Below are 23,425 nucleotides of genomic sequence, written 5' to 3' on the forward strand. Positions count from 1 at the left end.
TTAAAATTCTGTTAACAGCGGTGTTTTAGCCGTTTTCGATTTACTTATCTATTTCATAATCTCTTTTAAAGTCTTAAATTTACAGCCCGAAGTTTGCTTTAAAACTTCGTAATTGATTTTTCAAATATGCTTTCACGAATATTCATTCAAAACTTCGCCCTCATAGATTCACTCGAAATTACTTTAAACAAAGGTTTACAGGTGATTACGGGAGAAACCGGTGCGGGAAAATCGATTATTCTGGGTGCCTTGCGTTTGATTTTAGGTGAAAGAGCAGACGTAAAATCAATTCAAAATTCCGAAACTAAAAGTATCGTTGAAGCAGAATTCGTTGTTAATGAAAATTTCAAAAGTTTCTTTGACGAAAATGATTTGGACTTTGAAATCAATACGGTTATCCGCAGAGAAATCTTACCAACCGGAAAATCACGGGCTTTTGTAAATGATGTTCCCGTTACTTTAGAAATATTAAAAAAACTTTCGGAAAAACTGATTGATATTCACTCACAATTTGAAACTTCAAATTTGTTTGATGAAGAATATCAGTTCCGGATGATTGACGGACTTTCGAAAAACAAGACCTTGATTGTCAATTATCAAGAAGATTTTTCAACTTATAAAAAGTTGGTCAAAGAACTTGAGAATTATAAAACGCAACTGTCTGAAGGCAACAAAGAAAGCGACTACAAAGTCTTTTTATTAGAAGAGTTGCAGGAAGTTAATCTGGATTTATTTGATTTAGAAGAAGCCCAGAATCAATTAAGCAAGCAGGAAAATGCGGAGACGATTATTGAAAATCTTTCCCTGATTTTTAATAAAATGGATGCGGAAGAAATCGGAGTTCTCGATTCTTTGTTGGATGCTAAAAATAAATTATCAAAAGTTGCGTCGTTATCTCATGAATATTCCAGACTAAATCAAAGACTGGAAGAGCAGTTTGTGGAGTTTAAAGATTTCCTTTTCGACCTTCAGAACGAAGCCGATAAAATGGAAACTAATCCGGAAGTACTTTCTGATCTGTCTTTGCAAGTAAATAAAATTAATTCTTTATTTCTTAAACATAAAGTAAATTCGGTTGAAGAACTAATTGAAATTCGGGATGAAATTCAGAATGAACAAACTGGTTTTGCAGAATTAGAATTTCTCATTGACCAAACGGAAAAGAAAATTGCAGTCGCTTCTGAACATTTAGAAAAGTCAGCAAATCAATTATCTGAAAATCGTCAGAAAGCAATTCCAAACTTCATTAAGAAAACCGAAAAATTACTGAATCAGTTAGGGTTAGAAAAAGCGAAGATTGAAGTTCAGTTAACAGATCTTCAACATTTTACTCCATTCGGAAAAGAAAATATTCAACTACTATTTCAGGCGAATTCCGGTTTTCCTTTGAAACCCATTCAAACTGCAATTTCTGGTGGTGAACGTTCACGCGTAATGCTTTCCATTAAAAAACTAATGGCGGAAAATGCAGAACTTCCAACATTAATTCTGGATGAAATCGATACTGGAGTTTCCGGAAAAGTTGCCGAGGAGATTGGAAATGTGATGAAAGAAATGTCGGAGAATATGCAGTTGATCGTCATCAGTCACCTTGCACAAGTCGCTGCTAAAGGAAATGATAATTATAAAGTTATCAAACGAGAAGTTTCAGGGAAAACACAATCCACGATTATTTCTTTGAACCAGGATGAAAAACTTCAGGAAATCGCCCAACTTCTTTCAGGTAGTAAAATTACCGAGGCAGCAATTTCGCAGGCGAAAGAGTTGATGAAGTAAAACCTTTTCGCAATGGATTTCCTCTACGCGGCTGTTTTACTTTTTTTTTGCTATCTATCTCTTTTTATTTTTAAGGATTAAAAGAAAGGAAATTAAAGAAATTTCAAAGTACAATGTTCCAAGTCCTGCTGACTTAGGTAAACTTTTTCAAATGTACTTAATCCTCACTATTCTTGTTGGTTTCATAATCTATTTTGTGTTTCGGTAAATAAGTTGTAACATTTTACATATTTTTAGACTTATCTTTAAAAGTAAGACGATGTACAGCAGACTCATTCAATTCGAATTCAAAAATTTTATACGGAATCCGCAATTCGGCGCCAACCTTGGAATGAAAATTCTGATGTTCTTCGGAATGGCGTATTTCAGTATTGCATTTGCCGCAATGCCTTTCCTGCTCTACTTTTTTGCTAAAGACAAATTACATACAGATCCCATTCTGCTTTTCAGTAAATATTTTATTTACTATTGGGCTTTCGATTTGCTGATTCTTTATTTTATGCAGCAAATGCCGACTCAGAATATCAAACCATTTCTGACTTTAGGAATTACGAAGAAAAAACTGGTCAATTATACCATATTGAAAATCCTTTTTAACTTCTTCAATTGGGGAAACTTGTTGTTCCTTCTACCCTTTGCCGGACTGCTTATTTTCGATGGTGGATATTCCATCATTCACGTACTGATGTTTACGATTGGGATTTTTGCCGTTTTCTATTTTAATAATTTTCTGAATATTTTATTGAATGGAAAAGATATCATCGTGATTTCAGTTTTTGGGTTAATGACCATTTTCGGAGGATTAGAATATTTTAAAATCATTGAACTTTCAAAATACTCACAGATTATTTTCTATAGTTTTTACGAATATATCGGCGCCTTTTTGATTCCGCTTATTCTGGCAATCGTCGTGGCTTATCTTGCTTACCAGGAAATTTATAAAAACTTCTATTTAGATAAAGGACTTGAATTAAAAGTTGCTGAAGGGAAAACTGAAAACATCGCATTTTTAAATAAATACGGTGTGATGGGAACTTTCATTAATAATGATATTCGTTTGTTGAAGAGAAGCAAAGCCGCAAAATCGGCTTTAACAATGAGCATTTTCTTTCTATTTTACGGTTTACTGACTTTCACAAAAGGATATGAAAATAGTTTTATGCAACTCTTCACGGGGATTTTTATAACGGGCGGATTTATGTTGATGTTCGGGCAAAGAGTTCCAAGTTGGGACAGTTCCTATTATCCGTTGATGATGACTTCCAATGTTCCGTATAAAGAATATTTGAAAGGAAAATGGTCTTTGATTGTGATCGGGATTTTTGTTTCGATTATTTTATCTTCCGCTTATGTTCTGGTGAGTTGGGAGTTTTATCTTACGGTTCTTGCGGCAGGTTTGTATAATTTGGGTGTCAATTCTTACATCACGCTTTTGGCCGGAGCATTTAATAAAAAACCAATCGATCTGAATTCGAAAAGCAAATCTTTCGGTGGCGGCGGAAATAATTTCAATATGAAAATAATGTTGTTGATGCTTCCTCAAATGATATTACCAATGGGCGTTTTTGCTGTTGCTAAATATTTCTTCGGGATTTATCCAGCGGTTGGGAGTTTAGCCATTTTGGGAATTATCGGTTTTTTGATTCGAGATAAAATCTTCGACATCATTGTTAAAGTCTATAAAACTCAAAAATATTCCACACTTGAATCCTTTAAAAAAGCCTGAGTAAAATATAAATCTACATTATTTAACCGCAAAAGAGACAAAAGAAAAATGATATAAAAAGACTTTCAAAAGAATGCAAAATGATAAAACTACTTTATATTGTTCTTTTGCAATCTTTTAATAGGCTTTCATTAAAATAAAACTTTTGCATCTTTTGCGGTTAAAAAAAAATTACTGTAATTAATTCCTACCACCTAAAACCCACCATCTAAAACCTAATCAAATGATTTCAATTCAAAATATATCTAAAGTTTACGGAACCAAAAAAGTTCTTCATATTGAAAACCTTGTCATTCCAAAAGGCGAAAGTTTCGGTTTGGTCGGAAATAACGGTGCCGGAAAAACCACGCTTTTCAGTCTTTTATTAGATTTGATAGAACCTACGACCGGCTTCATAGAAATCGATGGCAATAAAGTCAACGAAAATGAAAACTGGAAAAAGAAAGTTTCGGCTTTTATTGACGACACTTTTTTAATAGGATATTTGACACCGGAAGAATATTTCTATTTCCTGGGCGAACTTCGTGGACAAAATAAAGCCAACGTTGATGAGTTTTTAAAACAATTCGCAGATTTTTTCAATGGTGAAATTTTAAATGCTAAAAAATACGTTCGCGATTTATCAAAAGGAAATCAAAAGAAAGTCGGAATTGTCGGCGCTTTAATTGGAACTCCGGAAATTATTGTTTTAGATGAACCATTTGCCAACCTCGATCCTTCAACCCAAATTAAATTGAAGAAATTAATTAAAGACTGGACGAAAAATGAGCAAGTAACTTTTCTTATTTCGAGTCACGATTTGGCACATACGACCGAAGTCAGCAACAGAATCGTTTTGCTGGACAAAGGTGAAATGGTAAAAGATATTATTACTACACCAGAAACTTTACAGGAACTGGAAGATTTCTTCACCACTTCGGTTGAAGTTTCAATTTAAATTTTATTTTCATAATCCATTTTCAACAATAAGAAAATGGATTTTTTAATTCATTATCAAGCACTTACAGTTTTAATATTTAAAATATAGTATTGACTGTAACCTTTTTAAAATTTTGTTGTCTTTAAAGTAGAAATAGAATAAGTATGAAAATTTTGTTCAATAATAAAAAAGATGATTTGCTAAGTCGCCTGACAAAACAGGAACCGGCTGCGCAGAAAATATTCTATGAACAAAATGTAAAGCGATTCTTAAGTGTGAGCAAAAGTTATGTCAGCGATATTTACCAGGCTGAAGATTGTGTCATCAAAGCGTTTTGTAAGATTTTTAAAAGTATCGAAACTTTTCGCAGCGAAGGAAATCTTGAAGGTTGGGCCAGAAGAATCGTTGTGAACGAATGTCTGAATTTTATTAAAAGCCACAAAACGGTTTTTTATATTGATGATATTAATCCGGCTTTTTTAGAAGAATTTCATAACGAAATTACGGACTGTGATTTTAATGCGCAGGATCTTTTAGACCAACTTCCGGATGCTTACCGAATGGTTTTTAACCTTTATGTCATCGAAGGTTGCTCGCATCAAGAAATTTCGGAAACACTCGACATTTCTTTATCCGTTAGTAAAACACAACTGTTTCGGGCGAAAGAGAAATTAAGAAAAATCTATTTTCAGCAACAAAAAAAATTGAAAAATGAATACTCCGAAATATAATATTGAACAGGAAATTAAAAAACAAATCGACGGGCGGGAAATTACTCCGACCAGAGATTTGTGGGCTGAGATTGAAAGTCAAACTCCAACTCAGACTTCTTCAAAGTCAAAATTCAACTGGTTTTTAGTGGTGGCTTGTTTGGCTTTGCTTTTTAGTTTAGGAATTATTTTAATGAATAATAATGATGAAGTTCCTCAACAGCAAATTGCAGAAACGAAAGTTCAACCGGAAAGTTCTCAACCTGAAAAAAGTATTGAAAATGAAGCGACACCGCTTTTGGTTGAAAAAAACAAACCTACTTTAATAAAGAATAATTCAATTATTCCATCTCAAAAAGCAAAGATTTCTGATCCTGAAGTAGTTGTTGTAAAGAACGAAATTCCTTCAATCAAACCAAAGCAGATTATTCCTGAAATATCTCAAAATCAAATATCAACCAGTATTGCAACGATAGATTCCGCAAAAATTCCGGTCAAACGAAAAAGATTTGTTGATCCTTCCACTCTACTTTTTTCAGTCGAACATAAAGATGTCATTGAGAAAACGAAAGACGGAAGTAATGTTGCAACGATTGACCTCAACTCGAAATAATTCAATTTTAAACTTTTAAAAATTAATAATATGATCAAGAAAATTATCATGATGGGATTGGTATGTTTTTACGCCTCCTTCATTACTGCGCAAGTCACTATCAAGTTAAATATTCCTTCAAAACAGGATACCGACGTAAGCCCGATTGTAAAGGAAAAGGTAGAAGAATATGCAACAAAAATCAATAGCATTATTCAAGAGGAAAAGAAACTCATGGAGTTAGAACTTGAGTTTTTAGCCAAGGAAAATTTACCACAGGCTGAGTTTGATAAAAAGAAAGCAGAAATTGCAGATCGTTATTCCACAAAAATCGACGAACGAATTGAAGGTTTAGGTTTTGATTTCGATGAAGTGATTCAAAAACAAGTTCGCTATTCTCTGCTAAATTCTGACATTACTTCCGACGAAGAGTTAAGAGCAAAACTAACAAAGAAATTCCGTGCTGCCAGAAACCTCAGTCCTTACTTCTCTTATGGAATTATGACACTCACCAATAATCAACCTGATAATGAACTCGATAAAAACATCGCCTACAGCAACAATTTGGAAGTGGGTTTAAAACTGAATTATCAGTTTGACAGAACAAGTCCGTGGGGTTTAATTTCAGGTTTGGGATTATCGTGGAGAACAGTTCGCCTCGACAATAATAAATTTTTCTCTAAAGATACCAATGGAGTGGTTTCGGTCGCTGATTACGGTGGAAATGTTGATAAAAATAAAATGCGCACCGGTTATTTAATGGTTCCACTTGGTTTACAGTACAACTTTTCAAAACTGAAAAATGCTGGAATGGATATTCAATACAGACCGTACGGTTCAGGATTTAGAATTGCAGCAAATGCTTACGGAGGCGTGAAAATGTCGACCAACAACATCGTTCGTGGGGAGTTTGAGGATTTCCGTGACCGATCCAATTATCAGGTTAATCCTTTTGTTTACGGTGGCCAAGTTACTTTTTCTTACAACAGTCTGAGTTTGTTCGTAAAGAAAGATTTCAGTAATTATTTTAAAGGCAGTTATTTCCCAGATGATAAGGCTTTGGTTATTGGTTTGGCTTTGGGTCTATAAAATTTCATTCATATCAACAAAAAACTCTGGAAAAATTCTCCAGAGTTTTTACATTTAAAAGTCTATTATCTAAAAGTCTAGACTAAACCATATCTTCCGGCTTCACCCATTCATCAAACTGTTCCGCCGTTAGCAATCCTAAATTAATGGCTTCTTCTTTTAAAGTCGTTCCATTTTTATGTGCCGTTTTTGCGATTTTTGCAGCATTCTCATAACCGATGTGGGTATTCAAAGCCGTCACCAACATTAATGATTTTTCAACGAGTTCTTTAATTCTTGGTTCATTCGGTTCAATTCCAACCGCACAATGATCATTAAAAGAAATACAGGCGTCACCCAACAGTTGAGCCGATTGTAAAAAATTGTACGCCATCACCGGTTTGAAAACATTAAGTTCAAAATTCCCCTGCGTTCCGGCAAAAGAAATCGTAGTGTCATTTCCTAACACCTGTGCGCAAACCATAGTAATTGCTTCATTCTGAGTTGGGTTTACTTTCCCAGGCATAATCGAAGAACCCGGTTCATTTTCCGGAATATGAATTTCGCCAATTCCACTTCTCGGTCCGGAAGCAAGGAAACGAATATCCTGCGCAATTTTATATAAGGCAACGGCCAGTTGTTTCAAAGCGCCGTGAGTTTCCACGATTGCATCGTGTGCAGCCAATGCTTCAAATTTATTCGGCGCCGTCTCAAACGGAAGTCCTGTAAATTCTGAAATATATTTTGCCACCAATACATCATAGCCTTTTGGTGTATTCAAACCTGTTCCAACCGCAGTTCCACCTAAAGCGATTTCCTGTAAATGATCCAATGTATTACTGATTGCTTTCATGGCATAATCCAATTGCGCCACATAACCGGAGAATTCCTGACCTAAAGTTAAAGGCGTTGCATCCATCAAATGCGTTCGTCCGATTTTCACTACCGTTTTAAAACTTTCTGCTTTTTCGTGCAACGTATCGCGTAACTTTTCTACGGCCGGCAAAGTATGTTCAACCACTTTCTTATAGGCTGCAATATGCATTGCAGTTGGGAAAGTATCATTTGAACTTTGGGATTTATTGACATCATCGTTTGGATGAATTTCAGATTTCTCTCCTAAATTTCCGCCATTATTAACGTGTGCTTTATTTGAAATCACCTCGTTCATATTCATGTTCGATTGTGTCCCAGAACCTGTTTGCCAGATCACGAGCGGAAACTGGTCATTTAGTTTTCCATCTAAAATTTCATCGCAAACTTTCGCAATCATGTCTCTTTTCTCCGCGGAAAGAACTCCTAGTTCTGCATTGGTAAATGCTGCGGCTTTTTTTAAATAAGCAAATGCTTCTATGATTTCATGCGGCATCGATCCTTCCAGACCAATTTTAAAATTATTTCTTGAACGTTCGGTTTGTGCGCCCCACAACTTGTCTGCAGGAACCTGCACATCGCCCATGGTATCTTTTTCTATTCGGTAATTCATTGATTTAAATTTATGTTCTTAAAATTAAGGATTTTAAAAATGGTAAACAAAAAATTCTCATGATAAATATCCATTATTAATAGTGATAAGGTTAATGATTAAAGGTTTAAAATCCCTATTTTTATACTATAAATAAAAGTGATGTCAGAAAAGGCAAAAAGGTTAATGATGATTTATAGTCGTTTAAAGTCCAGTCCGGTAACAATTGAAATGTTATCCAGTTGGGCCAAGAAGAATGATCTCCAGATTTCCTCGCGTACCTTTTACAGAGATTTATATGATTTGGAAAACTCTGTTATTCCACCCAATGAAAAATTAGTTGTTGCAGTGGGGGAAAAAAACAGAAAAACCTGGAAGATTGAATACATTAACCAAGAAGAACCACTCAACGAATTTGATGTAAACTCGTTTATTCTTTTCCAACATTTTATTCCAAAATCGATCACTTATTCCAGAAAAGATTCTATTGAAAAAATGCGGCAAATCTTCTACCAGAAGTATAGCAAGAGCCAATTTGAACATTTTGTAAACGTTGCAAAATACCAGATAAAAGCAAGTCATTTTTATGAAACTACTGTTTTTACAGATTATCATAAAATATTAGATGATTGTATTTGGAGCATTCAGAATAAAAGAGAGTTGGAACTATTAAAGGTAAATTATGATTACACCTCTATTTCTTCTCATTTAACATTTCCGCAGAGTTTTCTACCTATTCAGATTCTTTATCATCGCGGCGTCATTCATGTTTCCGGCTTTCTAAAAGAAAACAACCAATTGTTAATATTAGGACTTGAACAGATTGAAAAATATAAACTGACCAACAATCTATTTGATAATAATGGTTTAGTAAACGATTTAGCAGCCCAAATTTCAAAACGATTTGGAATCTCTCAAAATATCAATGATAAAATTTATGATATTGAACTTGAATTCACGGAACGCACAGGAACATTTGTACACAAACAATTCTGGAACGAATCTCAAACATTTGAACAATTAGAAAACGGCAATTTCTTAATGAAACTAAATTGTGGAATTAATCGGGAACTTATTGGCTGGATTTTTCAGTGGATGTCTAATGTAAAAGTGATTAAACCAACCATTCTTCAAAATTTAGTGGTCGAAAAATACAGTGAAATACTTAAACTTTATCAAGAAGATACTTTACTTGTTTCTAACAATTCGTTTAGCCCGATGGAGGTGATTGACAAATAATGACAATGCAATAGACTAGATTTGCTTCAACACAAATGATGACGAAAAACAACAATCAAAAATTGTTTTTTTAAATTTCTTAAAAGTGAAGATTCCATCTTCACTTTTTTCATTCCCTAAATATTCCCATATTCTAACAGAAAAAATCTTAATTTTCCTTAGTTTTACGTTTTCAAAAATTTACTATTATTATGGAATTCCATTACCAAGAACCTTTTCCAATTCTGAAAGATGAAACTCAGTACAAGAAGTTTTCTTCTGAATATGTAAAAACAGAATTATTGGGGGACCGCGAAATTTTAACCATCGATCCAAGAGCTTTGGAACTGTTGGCAGAGAATGCTTTAGCCGATGTTTCATTTATGCTCAGATCTTCGCATTTAGCAAAACTTAGAAAAATTATCGACGATCCAGAAGCAACAGATAATGATCGCTTTGTCGCGTACAATCTTTTGCAAAATGCCGCTGTTGCCGTTGAAGGCGCACTTCCATCTTGTCAAGACACGGGAACTGCAATCTGCGTTGCCAAAAAAGGGGAAAACGTTTTCACCGGAGTTGAAGATGCTGCCTGGATTTCAAAAGGAATTTACAATACCTATCAGGAAAAAAACTTAAGATATTCTCAAATTGTTCCTTTAACCATGTTTGAAGAGAAGAATTCTGGGTCCAATCTTCCAGCTCAAATTGACATTTATGCTGAAACAGGAAACGAATATAAATTCTTATTTATTGCAAAAGGTGGAGGTTCTGCGAACAAAACTTTCCTTTATCAGAAAACGAAATCTTTTCTGAACGACAGTTCTTTAGAAGCGTTCGTGAAAGAAAGAATAATGGATTTGGGAACTGCGGCTTGCCCACCTTATCATTTAGCGATTGTGATTGGTGGAACTTCTGCTGAGGCCAATTTAGCCGCGGTAAAAAAAGCAAGTGCGGGTTATTACGACCATCTTCCAACAGAAGGAAACATGGGCGGCCAAGCATTCCGTGATTTGGAATGGGAGCAGAGAGTTCAGCACATTTGCCAGGAAAGTTCAATTGGTGCTCAGTTTGGTGGAAAATATTTAACGCATGATGTTCGCGTAATTAGACTTCCCCGTCATGCTGCATCTTGTCCAGTTGGAATGGGTGTTTCCTGTTCTGCAGATCGAAACATTAAAGGAAAAATCACCAAAGACGGAATCTTTTTAGAACAATTAGAAACCAATCCAAAACAGTTTTTGCCATTAACTCCGCCACATTTAGAAGAAGCCGTTTCTATTGACTTGAATCAGCCGATGTCGGAAATATTAACTGAACTTTCAAAACATCCAATTAAAACGCGTTTGAAATTGAATGGAACTTTAATCGTTGCCAGAGATATCGCTCACGCAAAAATCAAAGAACTTCTCGATAACGGACAACCGATGCCTGATTATTTCAAAAATCACCCGATCTATTACGCAGGTCCGGCAAAAACTCCAACTGGAATGGCTTCTGGAAGTTTTGGTCCAACCACGGCTGGAAGAATGGATGTTTATGTTGATGAATTCCAGTCTCACGGTGGAAGTATGATTATGTTGGCTAAAGGAAACCGCAGCAAAGAAGTGACAAACGCTTGTAAAAAATACGGCGGATTCTACCTTGGATCAATTGGTGGGCCAGCGGCTATTTTAGCAAAAGAAAATATTACTTCTGTAGAAGTTGTTGATTTCGAAGAACTTGGCATGGAAGCGGTACGTAAAATTGAGATTAAAGATTTCCCAGCATTTATCATCACTGATGATAAAGGAAATGATTTCTTTGAATCAATTGCCCATTAACTAAATTTATAATCAATTAAAATAATAAAAATCAGGTGTAAATTTTTTGTCCTCATCGAAATTTATCCTATTTTTGCCTAAAATCTATTACAATGGTATTCTTATCATCATTTTTTCCATTCTATCAGTTCCTTTGGACCGCTTATTTCGTATGCATGTTCCTAATAGGATTCTGGTGTATTTTCATGTTCTTCGGTTATGTTATTCCACTTTGGCTTACTGCTGGATTGGCTGAATATTTCGGAAAAACAAAACCCTTCGATCCAGAAGAAGTAAGAAGAAAAACAATGACCGAGCAAGAAGGCGTAGAACTTCTTTACAGCAACCCAAAAGGGCGTGGTCCATTTCTTCACACCGACGGTCATCACTAGTTGATGTCATTGCTTTCCCACATTAATTCCGGGAAAAGCAATCGCAAAGCAAAACCATATATAATAATCAGTTCCTAATTTTTTGGGAACTGATTTTTTATGCCTGAAAATCAAATATATTAAGATTTCTTTAAATAAAACTAAAGACGGAAGTCAATTCCGTCTTTAGTTTTATTATTTCGAGTTTTATTTAGAAATGATAACTCAAAGCCAAACCATTTCCAGCACTTTCTAATTTAAAGTAAGGTTGAAAAGAAATTGACTCGCCATTTTCTGTTTGAATAGCTTTATCAAAGTTTTTCTTCGCTCCCAAATAAAAAGGTATTGACGCTAACGCAATACCAGCACTCACTCCGAAAACCGTCCATCTCGCACTGTTGTCCGTTGTGGCCGTGGCAGAACCATATGGAGTGCTAACTTTTTGCTCTTTCGGCGTGCTGATGATGAGTCCTAAACTCAGACCCATACCAAAACCACCAATACTTGAAATAACATCACCTGCGGTTTTATTAGATCGTCCTTTTTTAAAATAGTCAGTTGCAACAGGATTGCTAAATACTTTGCTGTATTCAGAAATTTTATAAGACTGTCCGTCTTTCATTAATTTGGTACCAGACATTGAAACTTGTGAAAAGGCACTTTGAAAAGAAAGTGCCAGTCCCAAAAATAGAAATTTATTCATAGAATTTTTTTGCTAAAGTACTGTAATTATTAATCGTTATTGATGTTTTAAATTTTAATTAATTGCTTTTGATGAATTTTTTTATATCCTCATTTTCCCCATAGATAACCAGAATATCAGCACTTTCTAAAACAGTGTCAACGTTTACCACTCCCTGGATTTTATTGATCCGTTTCGTTTTCCCAAAGAGATTTTTATCTGCAATCTTCTTAATAATAGACACGCATACCAGATTATAATTATGTCTAAATTCAACCTCTTCTATGGTTTTTCCCACCAATTTATCTGGAATAGCAATTTCGACAATGCTGTAGTTGATACTGAGTTCAAAAGAATCGACCATCCCTTTTAATGATAATTTCTTTGCCCAGCGTTCTGCACTTTCATCTTCAGGGTGAATAATGGTTTCCACCTCCATTGCTTCTAAAATCGTTTCATGAATGGGTGTAATTGCCCGACTGATAATACGGTTTGGATGAAGTTTTTTTACCATCGCGGTCGCCATAATATTGGCGCCGGTATCTTCTCCGATGGCGATGATTACGATGTCGGTGTCTTTCCAGGGAAGTCCGCCCATTGTAAATTCATCAGTAGCATCAAGGCAGATTGCATGAGAGATTTTTTCTTTTACAGATTCAACTTTAGTCATACTGTTGTCTACACCGATAACTTCGTTGCCTAATTTGGTTAATTTTTCAGCAAGAGAAAGTCCAAAGTTTCCTAAACCGATGACGATATATTTCATGTTTTCTTATTTAATTAATTAAAATTTCCTCTTTTGGATATCGGTAATTGTAGTATTTCTCCCGCTTCATAATGGCGATTAATAAAGAGAACATACTTACTCTGCCGATAAACATCATCGCGATAATGATCACTTTTCCGGCAGATGACAAATTGGGAGTTGTATTAATACTTTGACCCACGGTTGAAAAGGCCGAAAACGCTTCAAAAGACAAAGTCAGCAAATCCTTATCAGGCTCTACAATAACAAGGAGAAAGATTCCCACGCCGATCACAAACAGAGATAATGCAATAATTGCAAACGCTCTTCTTACCGAATGTTCGCCAATTTCACGACGGTAAATTTCTGTTCTTTTTTTACCTTTTGTCAAGCTGATAATATTTAAAACGGCTATTGCAAAAGTACTGGTTTTAATACCACCTCCGGTTGATGCGGGTGAAGCACCGATCCACATTAAAAATATACAGATCATCAAAGTTGGTGCAGAAATTAAACTGACATCAATGGTGTTAAATCCTGCAGTTCTGTTGTTTGCAGAGATAAAAAATGCTTCGATCCAAGCACCAAAAGTAGAGTGACCTTTTAAGGCACCATCATACTCAAATAAATAAATCGACACCGTTCCGAATAAGAGGAGCAGGAAAGTAGTGGCCAAAATAATTCGGGAATTTAAATTGATCACCCACGGCGTATGGTGAAATTTTTCTTTACTCAAAAGAGAACGAATGATATTTTTAATCAGATGTTTTAAATAGGTGTAGACGTTGTAAACAATTGGAAACCCGAGTCCTCCGAAAACAAATAAGGAAGCAATCGTAAAATGTAAACCGTAATTAAATTGATAACGAGGCTCATATAAATTACCGCTCAGCGTAGAGAATCCGGCATTACAGAAAGCAGAGATAGCGTGAAATACAGAAAAGAAAATTCCTTTATTCACCGAACCATCCAATAAAGACAGATCCAAAGTGGAGTAAATGAAAACTGCGCCTAAACCTTCGATAAGAACGGTGATGACGATAATTCTTTTCAGGGTATTAAAAACCTCGCCCAATTTATCAGAACTCGTCATTTCACCGAGACTGATCTGGTTCTCATAAGAGGCGCCACCACGGAAAAAATAACTGAAATAACTTGCGAAAGTCATGATTCCCAAGCCACCAATTTGAATGAGAGAAATGATAATAATCTTCCCAAAAAGCGTAAAATCTTTTGCAGTATCCAAAACAATTAATCCCGTAACGCACACTGCACTGGTCGCTGTGAACAAAGCATCTAAAGGTTTAATTCCGTTAACGGTAGCGTGAGGCATCATGAGCAGTGCGGTCCCAAATAAAATAATGGCCAGAAAACTTAAGATGAAAAGTTGCGCAGGATTAATAAAAGTTCTCTTAAAATTAATATTCAAACTGGAGAAATCCCGAATGAAACAGAGGACAATCAAAACATACAACAGCCGAAGATTGAAGAACTGGAACGTCCGCGTGGGGAAAAAGTTGTATTCTAAACGGGCCAGATAATACACCACTATTAAAGACGTTACCAGAATTTCCAAAGGCCAGATCTTCTTGGTAGCAGGGCTTTTTTTGTAAATATTATAATACAGTATATTGAAAAGTGTCAGAATAAAACTGAAATCGTAGAAATAAATTATTTGACTGCGGAACAGAAACTCATCGAAGAAACCCGTCTCGACAATCATGATCAATACGGCTAAAAGACTTGTATAAAAAGAAATAAGGTTTAATTTTTTATTCCACATCGTTTAAAAGTAACAGCAAAACAGTTTTTAGATTTTTTAAGTACTACGAATGTAAATAAATTTCAAATAAAATAGATTAAAAACATTTTATTTGGGAGAAATCACAGAAAGATTTTCCGCACCGCTCCTATTTTGCTTATTTTTGCCTACAACCCCAATTCTTATGTACAAATCCATTATCCGCCCCATTCTTTTCAAATTTGATCCAGAAGAAGTTCATTATTTTACTTTTTCATTATTAAAGAATTTCCCATTTTTAGGAAAAATTTTTCTTCCAAAACCCATTGAAGATAAAAGGTTAGAAAGAGAAGTTTTTGGGTTGAAATTTAAAAACCCGATTGGTTTAGCCGCAGGTTTCGACAAGGATGCGAAAATGTTCAACGAACTTTCAGACTTAGGATTTGGTTTCGTAGAAATCGGAACATTAACTCCAAAAGCGCAAGACGGGAATCCTAAAAAAAGACTGTTTCGATTAAAAGAAGATTCTGCAATCATCAACCGAATGGGTTTTAACAACGGCGGAGTTGATGCTGCGGTTGAGCGTTTAAAGAAAAATAAAAATGTTTTGATCGGCGGAAATATCGGTAAAAATAAGATTACGCCGAATGAAGAAGCCGTCAACGATTATATCATCTGTTTTGAAAAATTGTTTAATCACGTTGATTATTTCGTGGTTAATGTAAGTTCACCGAATACGCCAAATCTGCGGGAACTTCAGGATAAAGAGCCTTTGACAAAACTGCTCGGAACTTTACAACAATTAAATTTAACAAAGAAAAAACCAAAACCAATTCTGCTGAAAATTGCACCGGACTTAACGAATACGCAACTTTTAGATATTATTGATATTGTTAAAGAAACCCAAATTGCTGGAGTTATTGCGACAAACACAACGCTATCCCGCGAAAACTTAACTTCCGAAAACAAAAAAGAAACGGGCGGCCTTTCCGGGAAACCATTAACAAAACGCTCGACCGAAGTCATCAGATTTTTATCCGAAAAAAGCGGAAAAGCCTTCCCAATTATTGGTGTTGGCGGAATTCACACGGCGGAAGATGCGTTGGAAAAATTAGAAGCAGGCGCAAGTTTGGTTCAACTTTATACTGGATTTATTTATGAAGGTCCGGAATTGATTGCGGAAATTAATAAGAAGATTTTAGTGGGTTTGTAGCAGGATTTTAAATAAAGAAATTACTGATCGTATATATTAGCAATCCAACTAATCCACCGACCAAAGTTCCGTTTACGCGAATAAACTGCAAATCTTTTCCGACTTCCAGTTCCAGTTTTGCGCTGAGTTCTTTTCCTTCCCAATTTCCAACGGTTGAACTAATTAATGCACCGAATTGATGCGTGTTTTTTAGAATGTATTTATAAGCAGTTGCACGAACCCATCCATCAATTTTATTTTGAAAAACCTCGTCGTTTTGTAGATTCTGAGAAAGTTCTGCGAGATTTTTTTTGATATAATTTTTCAAGGCCGAATTTTCTTCTTCCAATTCTTTGGATAAAGACTTTTTAATGGAATTCCAAATGTCGGTCGAATACTGTTGTATTTTTTCTTCTTTTAGAAAATCATTTTTAATGTTTCGGAATTCTTCAACCCATTTTTCTTCCGTTTTAATTTCAGTTGAAAAAGAATAGAGTTTCTGTGTAATTTCGTTTCTTAAGGAATGGTTTTCATCCAATTCAACTTCCTCAAAATATTTCGAAAGTCCGTTGGTAATTTTGTCGGCAATATTATTATCTACAAATTTTGGAATCAAAAAATAACTTTCACTTTTCACTCTTTCTTTCACCATTTCCTGGTTGTTCAAAACATATTCTTTAATCTGTTTCGAAAGATTCGTGATAAATCTTTGGTGGTCTTTTTTATCTAAAAAATATTCGAGTCCATTCCCGATGATTTCATTAATTTTTAAATCGTCAGACATTTCCTTCGCCTTTTTACCAATGAAAGTTACAACCGCAGTGTCATCTAATTTATTCAAAATATCCAGAATGATATTCGAAACCTCCTTCATCAAGTTTTCCTGGTTGCGTTCTTTGGAAAGCCACTCACCAACAAAATTTGAAATCTTTATTTTTTGAATATACGGACGAATATTTTGAGGAGAAAGGAAATTCTCAACCACGAAATTCCCCAGATTATCGCCAATTCTTTCCTTGCTGTTTTCAATTAAATTGGTGTGCGGAATTTTGATTCCTAAAGGATAATTAAAAAGGGCGGTAACTGCGAACCAATCAGCTAAAGCACCAACCATCGCCGCTTCAGAAAACGCACGGATATAACCAATCCAATGGGCGGGATTTTCTTTTTCTAAAATAGTCATTACCACAAAAACAACGGCCATCAAAACAAAAAGTCCTGTGGCAAACATTTTGTACTTCCTTAATTGTATCTTTTTTTCTGTATCGTTCATTATTTCAAATATACTAAATTTGATCCGCAAAACTTTAATCGATACGATTTCTAAAAATCAATTTTAAATTTATGAAAATCATCCTTTCAATATTATTTTGCGTTTCGTTGCAAATGTGTTCTCAAGTTAAACAACCCGAAAAATCTACCTCAATGGAAAATTCAACTACAAAAAACAATCCATACTATTCGCGAACAGACCGAACAAAACTGGATGTTCCCAATTCAGAATGGAAAAAAATCCTGGATCCCGATTTATATGCCGTCGCAAGAGAAGCCCATACAGAAAGGCCTGGAACCGGTAAATACAATGTCTATGATGAAAAAGGGGATTATTATTGCGCGGTCTGTGGCAATCATTTATTCCGGTCAGATGCTAAATTTGCGTCAACTTGTGGCTGGCCAAGTTTCTTCGAAGCAGACAAAGAAGGAACGGCTTATAAAAGAGATTCTACGTACGGAATGGAAAGAATTGAAGTTTTATGCAAAAGATGTGATTCGCATTTAGGACACGTTTTCAATGATGGACCGGCTCCGACCGGAACCCGCTACTGTATGAATTCTGTAAGTTTGGAATTCGTAGGAGACAGTGAAACTGCCACAAAATAGAAATAGCTTCTGTTAAAATAAAACCGCTCAAACATTAAATCATGTTAGAATATTTTTATACCTGTCCATATTGTTGGGAAGAAATCTCCGCGCTTTTGGATCCGTCGGTTCCAAACCAAACGTATATCGAAGATTGCGAGGTTTGCTGTAATCCGATAGAATTACATGTGACGTTTGAGTCTGAAGAATTAGTCGGTTTTGAGGCGGTGAGTATTGAGCAGTAAATCTTTAAAAAAACCAACAATTTTTAAAATTGGTTTAAAAAAAAAGAAATCTTAGAAAGCAAAAAACCTCGACGAAAGCCGAGGTTTTTTATGTTTAAAGTAAAAAGAAGTGTTTAGGCTTTTTCTAATTCCACTGTAAAATGTCGTAGAATTTCAGATTCCCAAACGATATTATATCCTTTTTGAATTTCATCTCTTCGGTCATATACGTTTTTAATGGCGACCGCAATATAATCCATATGATTGTTCGTGTACGTTCTGCGCGGAATTGCCAAACGAACCAGTTCCAATTTCGGATATCTGTTGATGCGCATTTCAGGATCGCGGTCTGCTAACAATGTTCCGATTTCAACAGTTCTGATGCCGGCTTCGATGTAGATCTCGTTTGCCAAAGTTTGTGCAGGATATTCTTCTCTTGGAATGTTTGGTAAAAACTTTAAAGAATCAATGAAAACTGCGTGACCACCAATTGGCTTCTGCACAGGAATTCCGAACTCAATTAATTTATTTCCCAGATATTCTACCTGTGAAATACGGCTTTGCAAATATTCAAATTCTGTGGCTTCATTCAAGCCAACCGCTAATGCCGCCATATCTCTACCGGCCATTCCGCCATAAGTGATGAATCCTTCAAAAATAATGGTGAAGTTAGAAGCCTTTTTAAAAATATCAGCGTCATTCAAAGCGATAAATCCGCCGATGTTAACGAGACCATCTTTTTTGGAACTCATGGTCATACCAACTCCGTAAGAAAATGCTTCTTTTGCAATTTCTTTAATGGTTCTGTTTTCCTGACCTTTCTCTCTCATTTTAATGAAATAGGCATTCTCCGCGAATCTGGCAGAATCAAAATAAATAGGAATTCCATATCGGTCCGAAAGTTCTTTCACCGCTTTCATATTTTCTAATGAAACAGGTTGTCCGCCAGAAGAATTACAAGTAATCGTAATTAAACAGAACGGAATTTTTTCTTTTGGATACTTTTTATAAACCTCTTCTAATTTTTCTAAATTGATGTTTCCTTTAAATGGATGAGGATCTTCAATATCAAAGGCTTCATCAATCGTACAATCTATTGCGTGGGCTTTTCTTATTTCGATATGCCCTTTTGTAGTGTCAAAATGTGTGTTTCCAGGAATGACATCACCATCTTTTACCAAAACGGAAAACAAAACATTTTCAGCGGCTCTTCCCTGGTGAGTCGGTAATAAGTATTTGTAACCTGTGATCTTTTGAACCGTTTCGTGTAATTTTTCGAAACTTTTAGAACCTGCGTAACTTTCGTCACCAGTCATCATCGCGCCCCATTGCTGGTCGCTCATCGCACCAGTTCCCGAATCGGTTAACAAGTCGATATAAACTTGAGATGACTTTAAATTAAACAAATTGTATTTTGAATTTTTGAGCCATTCTTCTCTTTCTTCTTTTGTGGATTGACGAATTTCTTCCACCATTTTAATTCTAAATGGTTCTGCGTATGGTAATTTCATATAAGGATGAGTGATAAATAATTGGTAATAAGTAAAAAAACTGTGAGCAATAAGTATAAAAATTACTTACTGCTCATTACTGATTACAAATCATTCCGGCGCTTTGAAAACATTGTCATCTGAATGAAATCCTGCAACACCTCCACTTACGGCAAACTTCATTGCCTGTGCGGCGGTAACATTTTCTAAAATGGTAATATTCGTTGCCAAAACAAAAACCACCCAACCCGAAACCGCATACGAATGTGGCAGATAAACCGAAACGTGTTCCGGAAAACCAACGGAGGAAAGGTCACTTTGGGTTAAAAATCCGATGCGCCAAATAGCGGGATTTTCTGTAGTTTTAATGAGAACCGGTTGGTTGAATTTCTTTTTGTCACCAACGAAAGAAGTCATTACATCTTTTAAAGAAGTGTAGATGAATTTAATTCCCGGCGTGTGTTCAAGTAGATAATCGAAACTGTCAACAACTACTCGACCAATAATAAATTTACTTCCTAAAAAACCAATTAACGTGGTGGAACCGATTACAATTAAAAACGTAATTCCCGGATAAAACTGTTCTGATAATGACGGAATAATATTATCGATACTTGAAACGATATACCAGATAATCCAGATCGTTAAAGCAAAAGGTCCGATAATGAGCAAGCCCTGGAAAAAAGATTTTGCCAGAATATTCAGTATTTGTTCAAATCGGGTTTTAGTCATTGTTTTAAAGTCGGAAATTTCCCATTTCAGTTTGGTAAAAATAGGAAAATTTCAGACTTAATTTAGAAAAATTTTATCCGTGGATGGTTTCTTTTTTTCCGTAGGATTTTATGATTTCTGCTTCATAATCCAGCCACTCTTCCCAGCGTGCATTCACTTTGTCTACATCTCCTAATTGTCTTGCAAACCCAATAAATGTCGTATAATGTCCGGCTTCGGAAATCATAAGGTCTTTATAAAAGGTTTTCAGTTCTTCATCTTTTATATTCTCCGTTAAAACTCTAAACCGTTCACAACTTCTGGCTTCAATCATTGCTGCAAAAAGCATTCTGTCAATAATATATTCCTTTCTCGTTCCCTGAACAATGAATTTGAACAACTGACCTACATAATCATCTTTTCGTTCCCGACCGAATTCGTACCCGCGTTTTTTTATGATTTCATGAACCATTTGAAAATGCTCTAATTCTTCTTGGGCGATTTTCAAAAGTTCGGTTACGATTTCAGGATATTCCGGGCACATGGTAATGATCGTAATTGCATTCGTAGTTGCTTTCTGCTCACACCAGGCATGATCGGTTAGAATTTCTTCTAAATTTCCTTCTGCAATATTTGCCCAGCGGGGATCGGTCAAAAGTCTTAATTTAAACATCGTCTTAATTTTGGCGTAAATTTAATGAAATAAAAAGCATCGGTTTATTGCTGAAGTATTTGTTAAAATCTCAATTAATTTGATTTGTGAATTAATTAAAGCCTTAGATATGGCATAAATGTTGAATAATCAATAAATAACATTAAAAAAATAAACTATTATGAACACTTTACCTTTAAAAAACGGACTGGAAAAATTTGGAATTTTTATGTTGACTTTTTTCTTCAGCACATGGGCCTTAGCACAAGAGGCAACAAAAACACCAGATTTAAATGTTGATGTTACAACAACAAAAACGACCACTACTGAACAATGGTTTACCAATCCACTTTATTGGGTAATTGGTGCATTATTCGTAATCATCCTTATTGCAATTATTGCAAGAGGGGGCGGCAAAAGAGATTAATTATCTTTTTTATAAATTTATTAACTGCTTCAGTTTATACTGAAGCAGTTTTTTTACGTAGAAACTCCAGGATTCTCCAACCAAAAGCATCGACTTTTTTCAAACCTTCGGCGATGGTCACTGCCAATAGAATATTAATAGCGAAAATCAATATCAGTAGAATTCCCCAGGGTAAAGAATCCTTTAACAGGACAACAATAAAATACACCAAAGAAGAACTCATTCCCTGTGCGAAATAATAGAAGATTGCATTCTTACCAATGTAGGTTATGAAATTGTTTTTGCTGATTTTCAAACGGTTGTACAGAACGAAAAGCGTTAACAATGAAAAACTCGACCAGAAGATGTACAGGAACTTCGGTGGGAATTTGGCTTTGTTCATTTTTAAAAACAATTCTTTTCCGAAATTCCAAAATAAGAAAACGAGAATTAAGAGTAGAATTCCATAAAGGAAAGGAATCCATTTTGTAGGGATTTTTTTACCTTTTAATTGATGGGCAATTAAAAAGATTCCTAAGTATAGAGCCACATAACCAACTTGTCCAGAAGGATAGTATTGGGGGAAAACATTAAATATAAAAGTTAACCCTAAACAAAGTGCGATAAACCAGTTGATGTGTTTTGGAAAGAATCTCAAAATTAAAACGCCAAAGACGGTTAATATAAAATAGACTTTCAAATACCAAAAACTTCCCATCACGACAGGGAAAGTATCCGCATTTGTGTATTGATGAAGATACCAGTTTCCAAGGTTTTGCAATTGAGGAACATCAGAAATATTTTGAGGAACATATTTAGAGCCGAAAGTGGAATAGAAATTTCTCATCCAATCGAGACCAAAAACATTTAAGCCAAAAACTTTAAATAAATAATCGAGGAAGAAAAGAAAGGTCACAAAAATCATAAAAGTAATCTGCAACTTGAGCAATCGATAAAGCGTCTTTTCTATATTCCCTCCAGAAGTCAAACCACTTAAAGCAAAAAACAAAGGAACATCTATTAATAAGGATAAAACCCGAAGTTCGGTTGGAACATAAAATTGCCCCGACCAAAAAACAGTGTGGATAAAGATAATAGCAAGCGTGGCAAAACCTTTTGCAAAGTCAATGTAGAGATCTCTTTTCATATTTTGTTTAAAAATCAAAAGTAATTAAAAATCACATGAGAAGATTAATTTCATTTGAAAAATAAATGGCAATTCTGCTTCATTAATGAAATACATAACTGCCTGGTTCAAAAGATTTTCAGATATTTAAAAATGTATTGTGGATAATTGAAAAATATTTATTACTTTTGCACCTCGAATTAACTAACAAAATTTATAAACAATGTTTGCAATTGTAGAAATAGCAGGGCTTCAATATAAAGTTGAGCAAGACCAAAAATTGTTTGTAAACCGTTTGAAAGGCGATATCGGAGGAAAAGTTTCTTTTGATAAAGTTCTTTTAACTGTAAACGGTTCTACAACAATCGGCGCCCCGGCTGTAAGCGGTATCACTGTTGATGCTGAAATCATCAATCACCTGAAAGCCGATAAAGTAATCATCTTCAAAAAGAAAAGAAGAAAAGGATACGAAAAGAAAAACGGTCACAGACAGTCTTTAACTCAAATTCAAATTACTGGAATCACTGGTTTCGATAGTAAGAAAGAAGAGAAAAAAGCAGCACCGAAAGCAAAGAAAGCAGCAGTAGTTGCGGAAGATGCTCCAGTTGCTAAAAAAACAACCAAAAAATCGGACAGCGAAACCGCTGAATAATTTTAACCAAAAAACCTTAAAATAAAATGGCACATAAGAAAGGAGTTGGTAGTTCCAAAAATGGTAGAGAATCGCATTCTAAGAGATTAGGTGTTAAGATTTTCGGAGGACAAGAGGCTATCGCCGGTAACATCATCGTGAGACAAAGAGGTACAACACATCACCCAGGTGAAAACGTAGGGATGGGTAAAGACCACACTTTGCACGCTTTGATCGATGGTAAAGTAGTTTTCAGAAAGAAACAAAACAACAGATCATTTGTATCTATTGAACCAAACGCATAATTCAAAAAGCGTTTTG

23 protein-coding genes and 1 pseudogene are annotated in these 23,425 nt (G+C 35.2%); 15 read left to right on the top strand and 9 right to left on the bottom strand.

Annotated features, from left to right (window positions below; genetic code table 11):
• The first annotated feature begins 126 nt into the window (after positions 1 to 126).
• From PUH65_RS01820 to PUH65_RS01845, 6 genes are all read left to right on the top strand, one after another.
• On the top strand, positions 127 to 1,776 hold the full coding sequence (locus tag PUH65_RS01820) for a DNA repair protein RecN (protein ID WP_305518148.1): 1,650 nt from the start codon (positions 127 to 129) through the stop codon (positions 1,774 to 1,776).
• Between the two features lie 259 nt (positions 1,777 to 2,035).
• On the top strand, positions 2,036 to 3,502 hold the full coding sequence (locus tag PUH65_RS01825; protein WP_305518149.1) for a DUF5687 family protein: 1,467 nt from the start codon (positions 2,036 to 2,038) through the stop codon (positions 3,500 to 3,502).
• Positions 3,503 to 3,725: 223 nt separating this feature from the next.
• Complete coding sequence (locus tag PUH65_RS01830) at positions 3,726 to 4,439, top strand: ABC transporter ATP-binding protein (RefSeq protein ID WP_305518150.1); 714 nt, start codon at positions 3,726 to 3,728, stop codon at positions 4,437 to 4,439.
• A 146-nt stretch (positions 4,440 to 4,585) separates the two neighbouring features.
• Positions 4,586 to 5,152 (top strand): RNA polymerase sigma factor, encoded by a 567-nt coding sequence (locus PUH65_RS01835; protein WP_305518151.1) that lies wholly within the window; start codon positions 4,586 to 4,588, stop codon positions 5,150 to 5,152.
• Positions 5,133 to 5,744 carry a hypothetical protein gene (locus PUH65_RS01840; protein ID WP_305518152.1) on the top strand — a complete coding sequence of 204 codons (612 nt, stop codon included), beginning with the start codon at positions 5,133 to 5,135 and terminating at the stop codon, positions 5,742 to 5,744. The genes PUH65_RS01835 and PUH65_RS01840 overlap by 20 nt, the downstream gene beginning before the upstream one ends.
• Before the next feature lie 30 nt (positions 5,745 to 5,774).
• Entirely contained in the window at positions 5,775 to 6,812 is a 1,038-nt protein-coding gene (locus PUH65_RS01845) for a porin family protein (RefSeq protein WP_305518153.1), read from the top strand.
• A gap of 82 nt (positions 6,813 to 6,894) precedes the next feature.
• On the opposite strand, the gene fumC is transcribed toward PUH65_RS01845, so the two are convergent.
• Complete coding sequence (gene fumC, locus PUH65_RS01850) at positions 6,895 to 8,277, bottom strand: class II fumarate hydratase (RefSeq protein ID WP_305518154.1); 1,383 nt, start codon at positions 8,275 to 8,277, stop codon at positions 6,895 to 6,897.
• A gap of 141 nt (positions 8,278 to 8,418) precedes the next feature.
• On the opposite strand from fumC, the gene PUH65_RS01855 reads away from it, so the two are divergent.
• The 3 genes from PUH65_RS01855 (at position 8,419) to PUH65_RS01865 (ending at position 11,665) form a co-directional block, all read left to right on the top strand.
• Entirely contained in the window at positions 8,419 to 9,495 is a 1,077-nt protein-coding gene (locus tag PUH65_RS01855) for a WYL domain-containing protein (protein WP_305518156.1), read from the top strand.
• A 191-nt stretch (positions 9,496 to 9,686) separates the two neighbouring features.
• Positions 9,687 to 11,294 carry a fumarate hydratase gene (locus PUH65_RS01860; protein WP_305518157.1) on the top strand — a complete coding sequence of 536 codons (1,608 nt, stop codon included), beginning with the start codon at positions 9,687 to 9,689 and terminating at the stop codon, positions 11,292 to 11,294.
• 92 nt (positions 11,295 to 11,386) lie between these two features.
• Positions 11,387 to 11,665, top strand: coding sequence for a hypothetical protein (locus tag PUH65_RS01865; protein WP_305518158.1), 279 nt, complete (start codon positions 11,387 to 11,389; stop codon positions 11,663 to 11,665).
• Between the two features lie 190 nt (positions 11,666 to 11,855).
• Here PUH65_RS01865 and PUH65_RS01870 read toward each other — a convergent pair whose 3' ends face one another.
• The 3 genes from PUH65_RS01870 to PUH65_RS01880 are packed head-to-tail and all read right to left on the bottom strand — an operon-like array spanning position 11,856 to position 14,854.
• On the bottom strand, positions 11,856 to 12,347 hold the full coding sequence (locus PUH65_RS01870) for a hypothetical protein (protein WP_305518159.1): 492 nt from the start codon (positions 12,345 to 12,347) through the stop codon (positions 11,856 to 11,858).
• Between the two features lie 58 nt (positions 12,348 to 12,405).
• Positions 12,406 to 13,092 carry a TrkA family potassium uptake protein gene (locus PUH65_RS01875; RefSeq protein ID WP_305518160.1) on the bottom strand — a complete coding sequence of 229 codons (687 nt, stop codon included), beginning with the start codon at positions 13,090 to 13,092 and terminating at the stop codon, positions 12,406 to 12,408.
• 10 nt (positions 13,093 to 13,102) lie between these two features.
• Positions 13,103 to 14,854 (bottom strand): TrkH family potassium uptake protein, encoded by a 1,752-nt coding sequence (locus tag PUH65_RS01880; protein WP_305518162.1) that lies wholly within the window; start codon positions 14,852 to 14,854, stop codon positions 13,103 to 13,105.
• A gap of 163 nt (positions 14,855 to 15,017) precedes the next feature.
• Here PUH65_RS01880 and PUH65_RS01885 point away from each other — a divergent pair, with 163 nt between their 5' ends.
• Positions 15,018 to 16,025, top strand: coding sequence for a quinone-dependent dihydroorotate dehydrogenase (locus PUH65_RS01885; RefSeq protein ID WP_305518163.1), 1,008 nt, complete (start codon positions 15,018 to 15,020; stop codon positions 16,023 to 16,025).
• A gap of 7 nt (positions 16,026 to 16,032) precedes the next feature.
• Here the strand turns inward: PUH65_RS01885 and PUH65_RS01890 are convergent, their stop codons facing one another.
• Positions 16,033 to 17,277, bottom strand: a complete 1,245-nt coding sequence (locus PUH65_RS01890; protein ID WP_305518164.1) for a DUF445 domain-containing protein — start codon at positions 17,275 to 17,277, stop codon at positions 16,033 to 16,035.
• A gap of 113 nt (positions 17,278 to 17,390) precedes the next feature.
• Between PUH65_RS01890 and msrB the strand changes: the two genes are divergently transcribed.
• Together msrB and PUH65_RS01900 are read left to right on the top strand one after the other, a co-directional pair.
• Positions 17,391 to 17,885, top strand: coding sequence for a peptide-methionine (R)-S-oxide reductase MsrB (gene msrB / locus PUH65_RS01895; RefSeq protein ID WP_305518412.1), 495 nt, complete (start codon positions 17,391 to 17,393; stop codon positions 17,883 to 17,885).
• 41 nt (positions 17,886 to 17,926) lie between these two features.
• On the top strand, positions 17,927 to 18,109 hold the full coding sequence (locus PUH65_RS01900) for a CPXCG motif-containing cysteine-rich protein (RefSeq protein ID WP_305518165.1): 183 nt from the start codon (positions 17,927 to 17,929) through the stop codon (positions 18,107 to 18,109).
• Between the two features lie 113 nt (positions 18,110 to 18,222).
• Here PUH65_RS01900 and PUH65_RS01905 read toward each other — a convergent pair whose 3' ends face one another.
• The 3 genes from PUH65_RS01905 to PUH65_RS01915 form a co-directional block, all read right to left on the bottom strand.
• Positions 18,223 to 19,599: a tryptophanase gene (locus PUH65_RS01905; protein ID WP_305518166.1), complete on the bottom strand. Its 1,377-nt coding sequence runs from the start codon at positions 19,597 to 19,599 to the stop codon at positions 18,223 to 18,225.
• A gap of 90 nt (positions 19,600 to 19,689) precedes the next feature.
• Positions 19,690 to 20,310 (bottom strand): DUF502 domain-containing protein, encoded by a 621-nt coding sequence (locus PUH65_RS01910; protein WP_305518167.1) that lies wholly within the window; start codon positions 20,308 to 20,310, stop codon positions 19,690 to 19,692.
• A gap of 73 nt (positions 20,311 to 20,383) precedes the next feature.
• Positions 20,384 to 20,962, bottom strand: a complete 579-nt coding sequence (locus tag PUH65_RS01915) for a tRNA-(ms[2]io[6]A)-hydroxylase (RefSeq protein ID WP_305518168.1) — start codon at positions 20,960 to 20,962, stop codon at positions 20,384 to 20,386.
• A 160-nt stretch (positions 20,963 to 21,122) separates the two neighbouring features.
• Here PUH65_RS01915 and PUH65_RS01920 point away from each other — a divergent pair, with 160 nt between their 5' ends.
• A complete protein-coding gene (locus PUH65_RS01920) occupies positions 21,123 to 21,368 on the top strand; it encodes a hypothetical protein (RefSeq protein ID WP_305518169.1) in 246 nt (81 codons plus the stop codon).
• A 34-nt stretch (positions 21,369 to 21,402) separates the two neighbouring features.
• Here PUH65_RS01920 and PUH65_RS01925 read toward each other — a convergent pair whose 3' ends face one another.
• Complete coding sequence (locus tag PUH65_RS01925; RefSeq protein ID WP_305518170.1) at positions 21,403 to 22,494, bottom strand: acyltransferase family protein; 1,092 nt, start codon at positions 22,492 to 22,494, stop codon at positions 21,403 to 21,405.
• A gap of 202 nt (positions 22,495 to 22,696) precedes the next feature.
• Here PUH65_RS01925 and rplU point away from each other — a divergent pair.
• Both rplU and rpmA read left to right on the top strand, forming a co-directional pair.
• Positions 22,697 to 23,116, top strand: a pseudogene (gene rplU / locus PUH65_RS01930) (50S ribosomal protein L21); the annotation flags it as partial.
• Positions 23,117 to 23,151: 35 nt separating this feature from the next.
• The gene (rpmA, locus tag PUH65_RS01935) at positions 23,152 to 23,409 is read left to right on the top strand and encodes a 50S ribosomal protein L27 (protein ID WP_290219841.1); all 258 of its coding nucleotides are present in this window, start codon (positions 23,152 to 23,154) and stop codon (positions 23,407 to 23,409) included.
• The last annotated feature ends 16 nt before the right edge of the window (positions 23,410 to 23,425 follow it).

The organism is Kaistella sp. SH40-3 (genome assembly GCF_030686865.1).
GTDB lineage: Bacteria > Bacteroidota > Bacteroidia > Flavobacteriales > Weeksellaceae > Kaistella.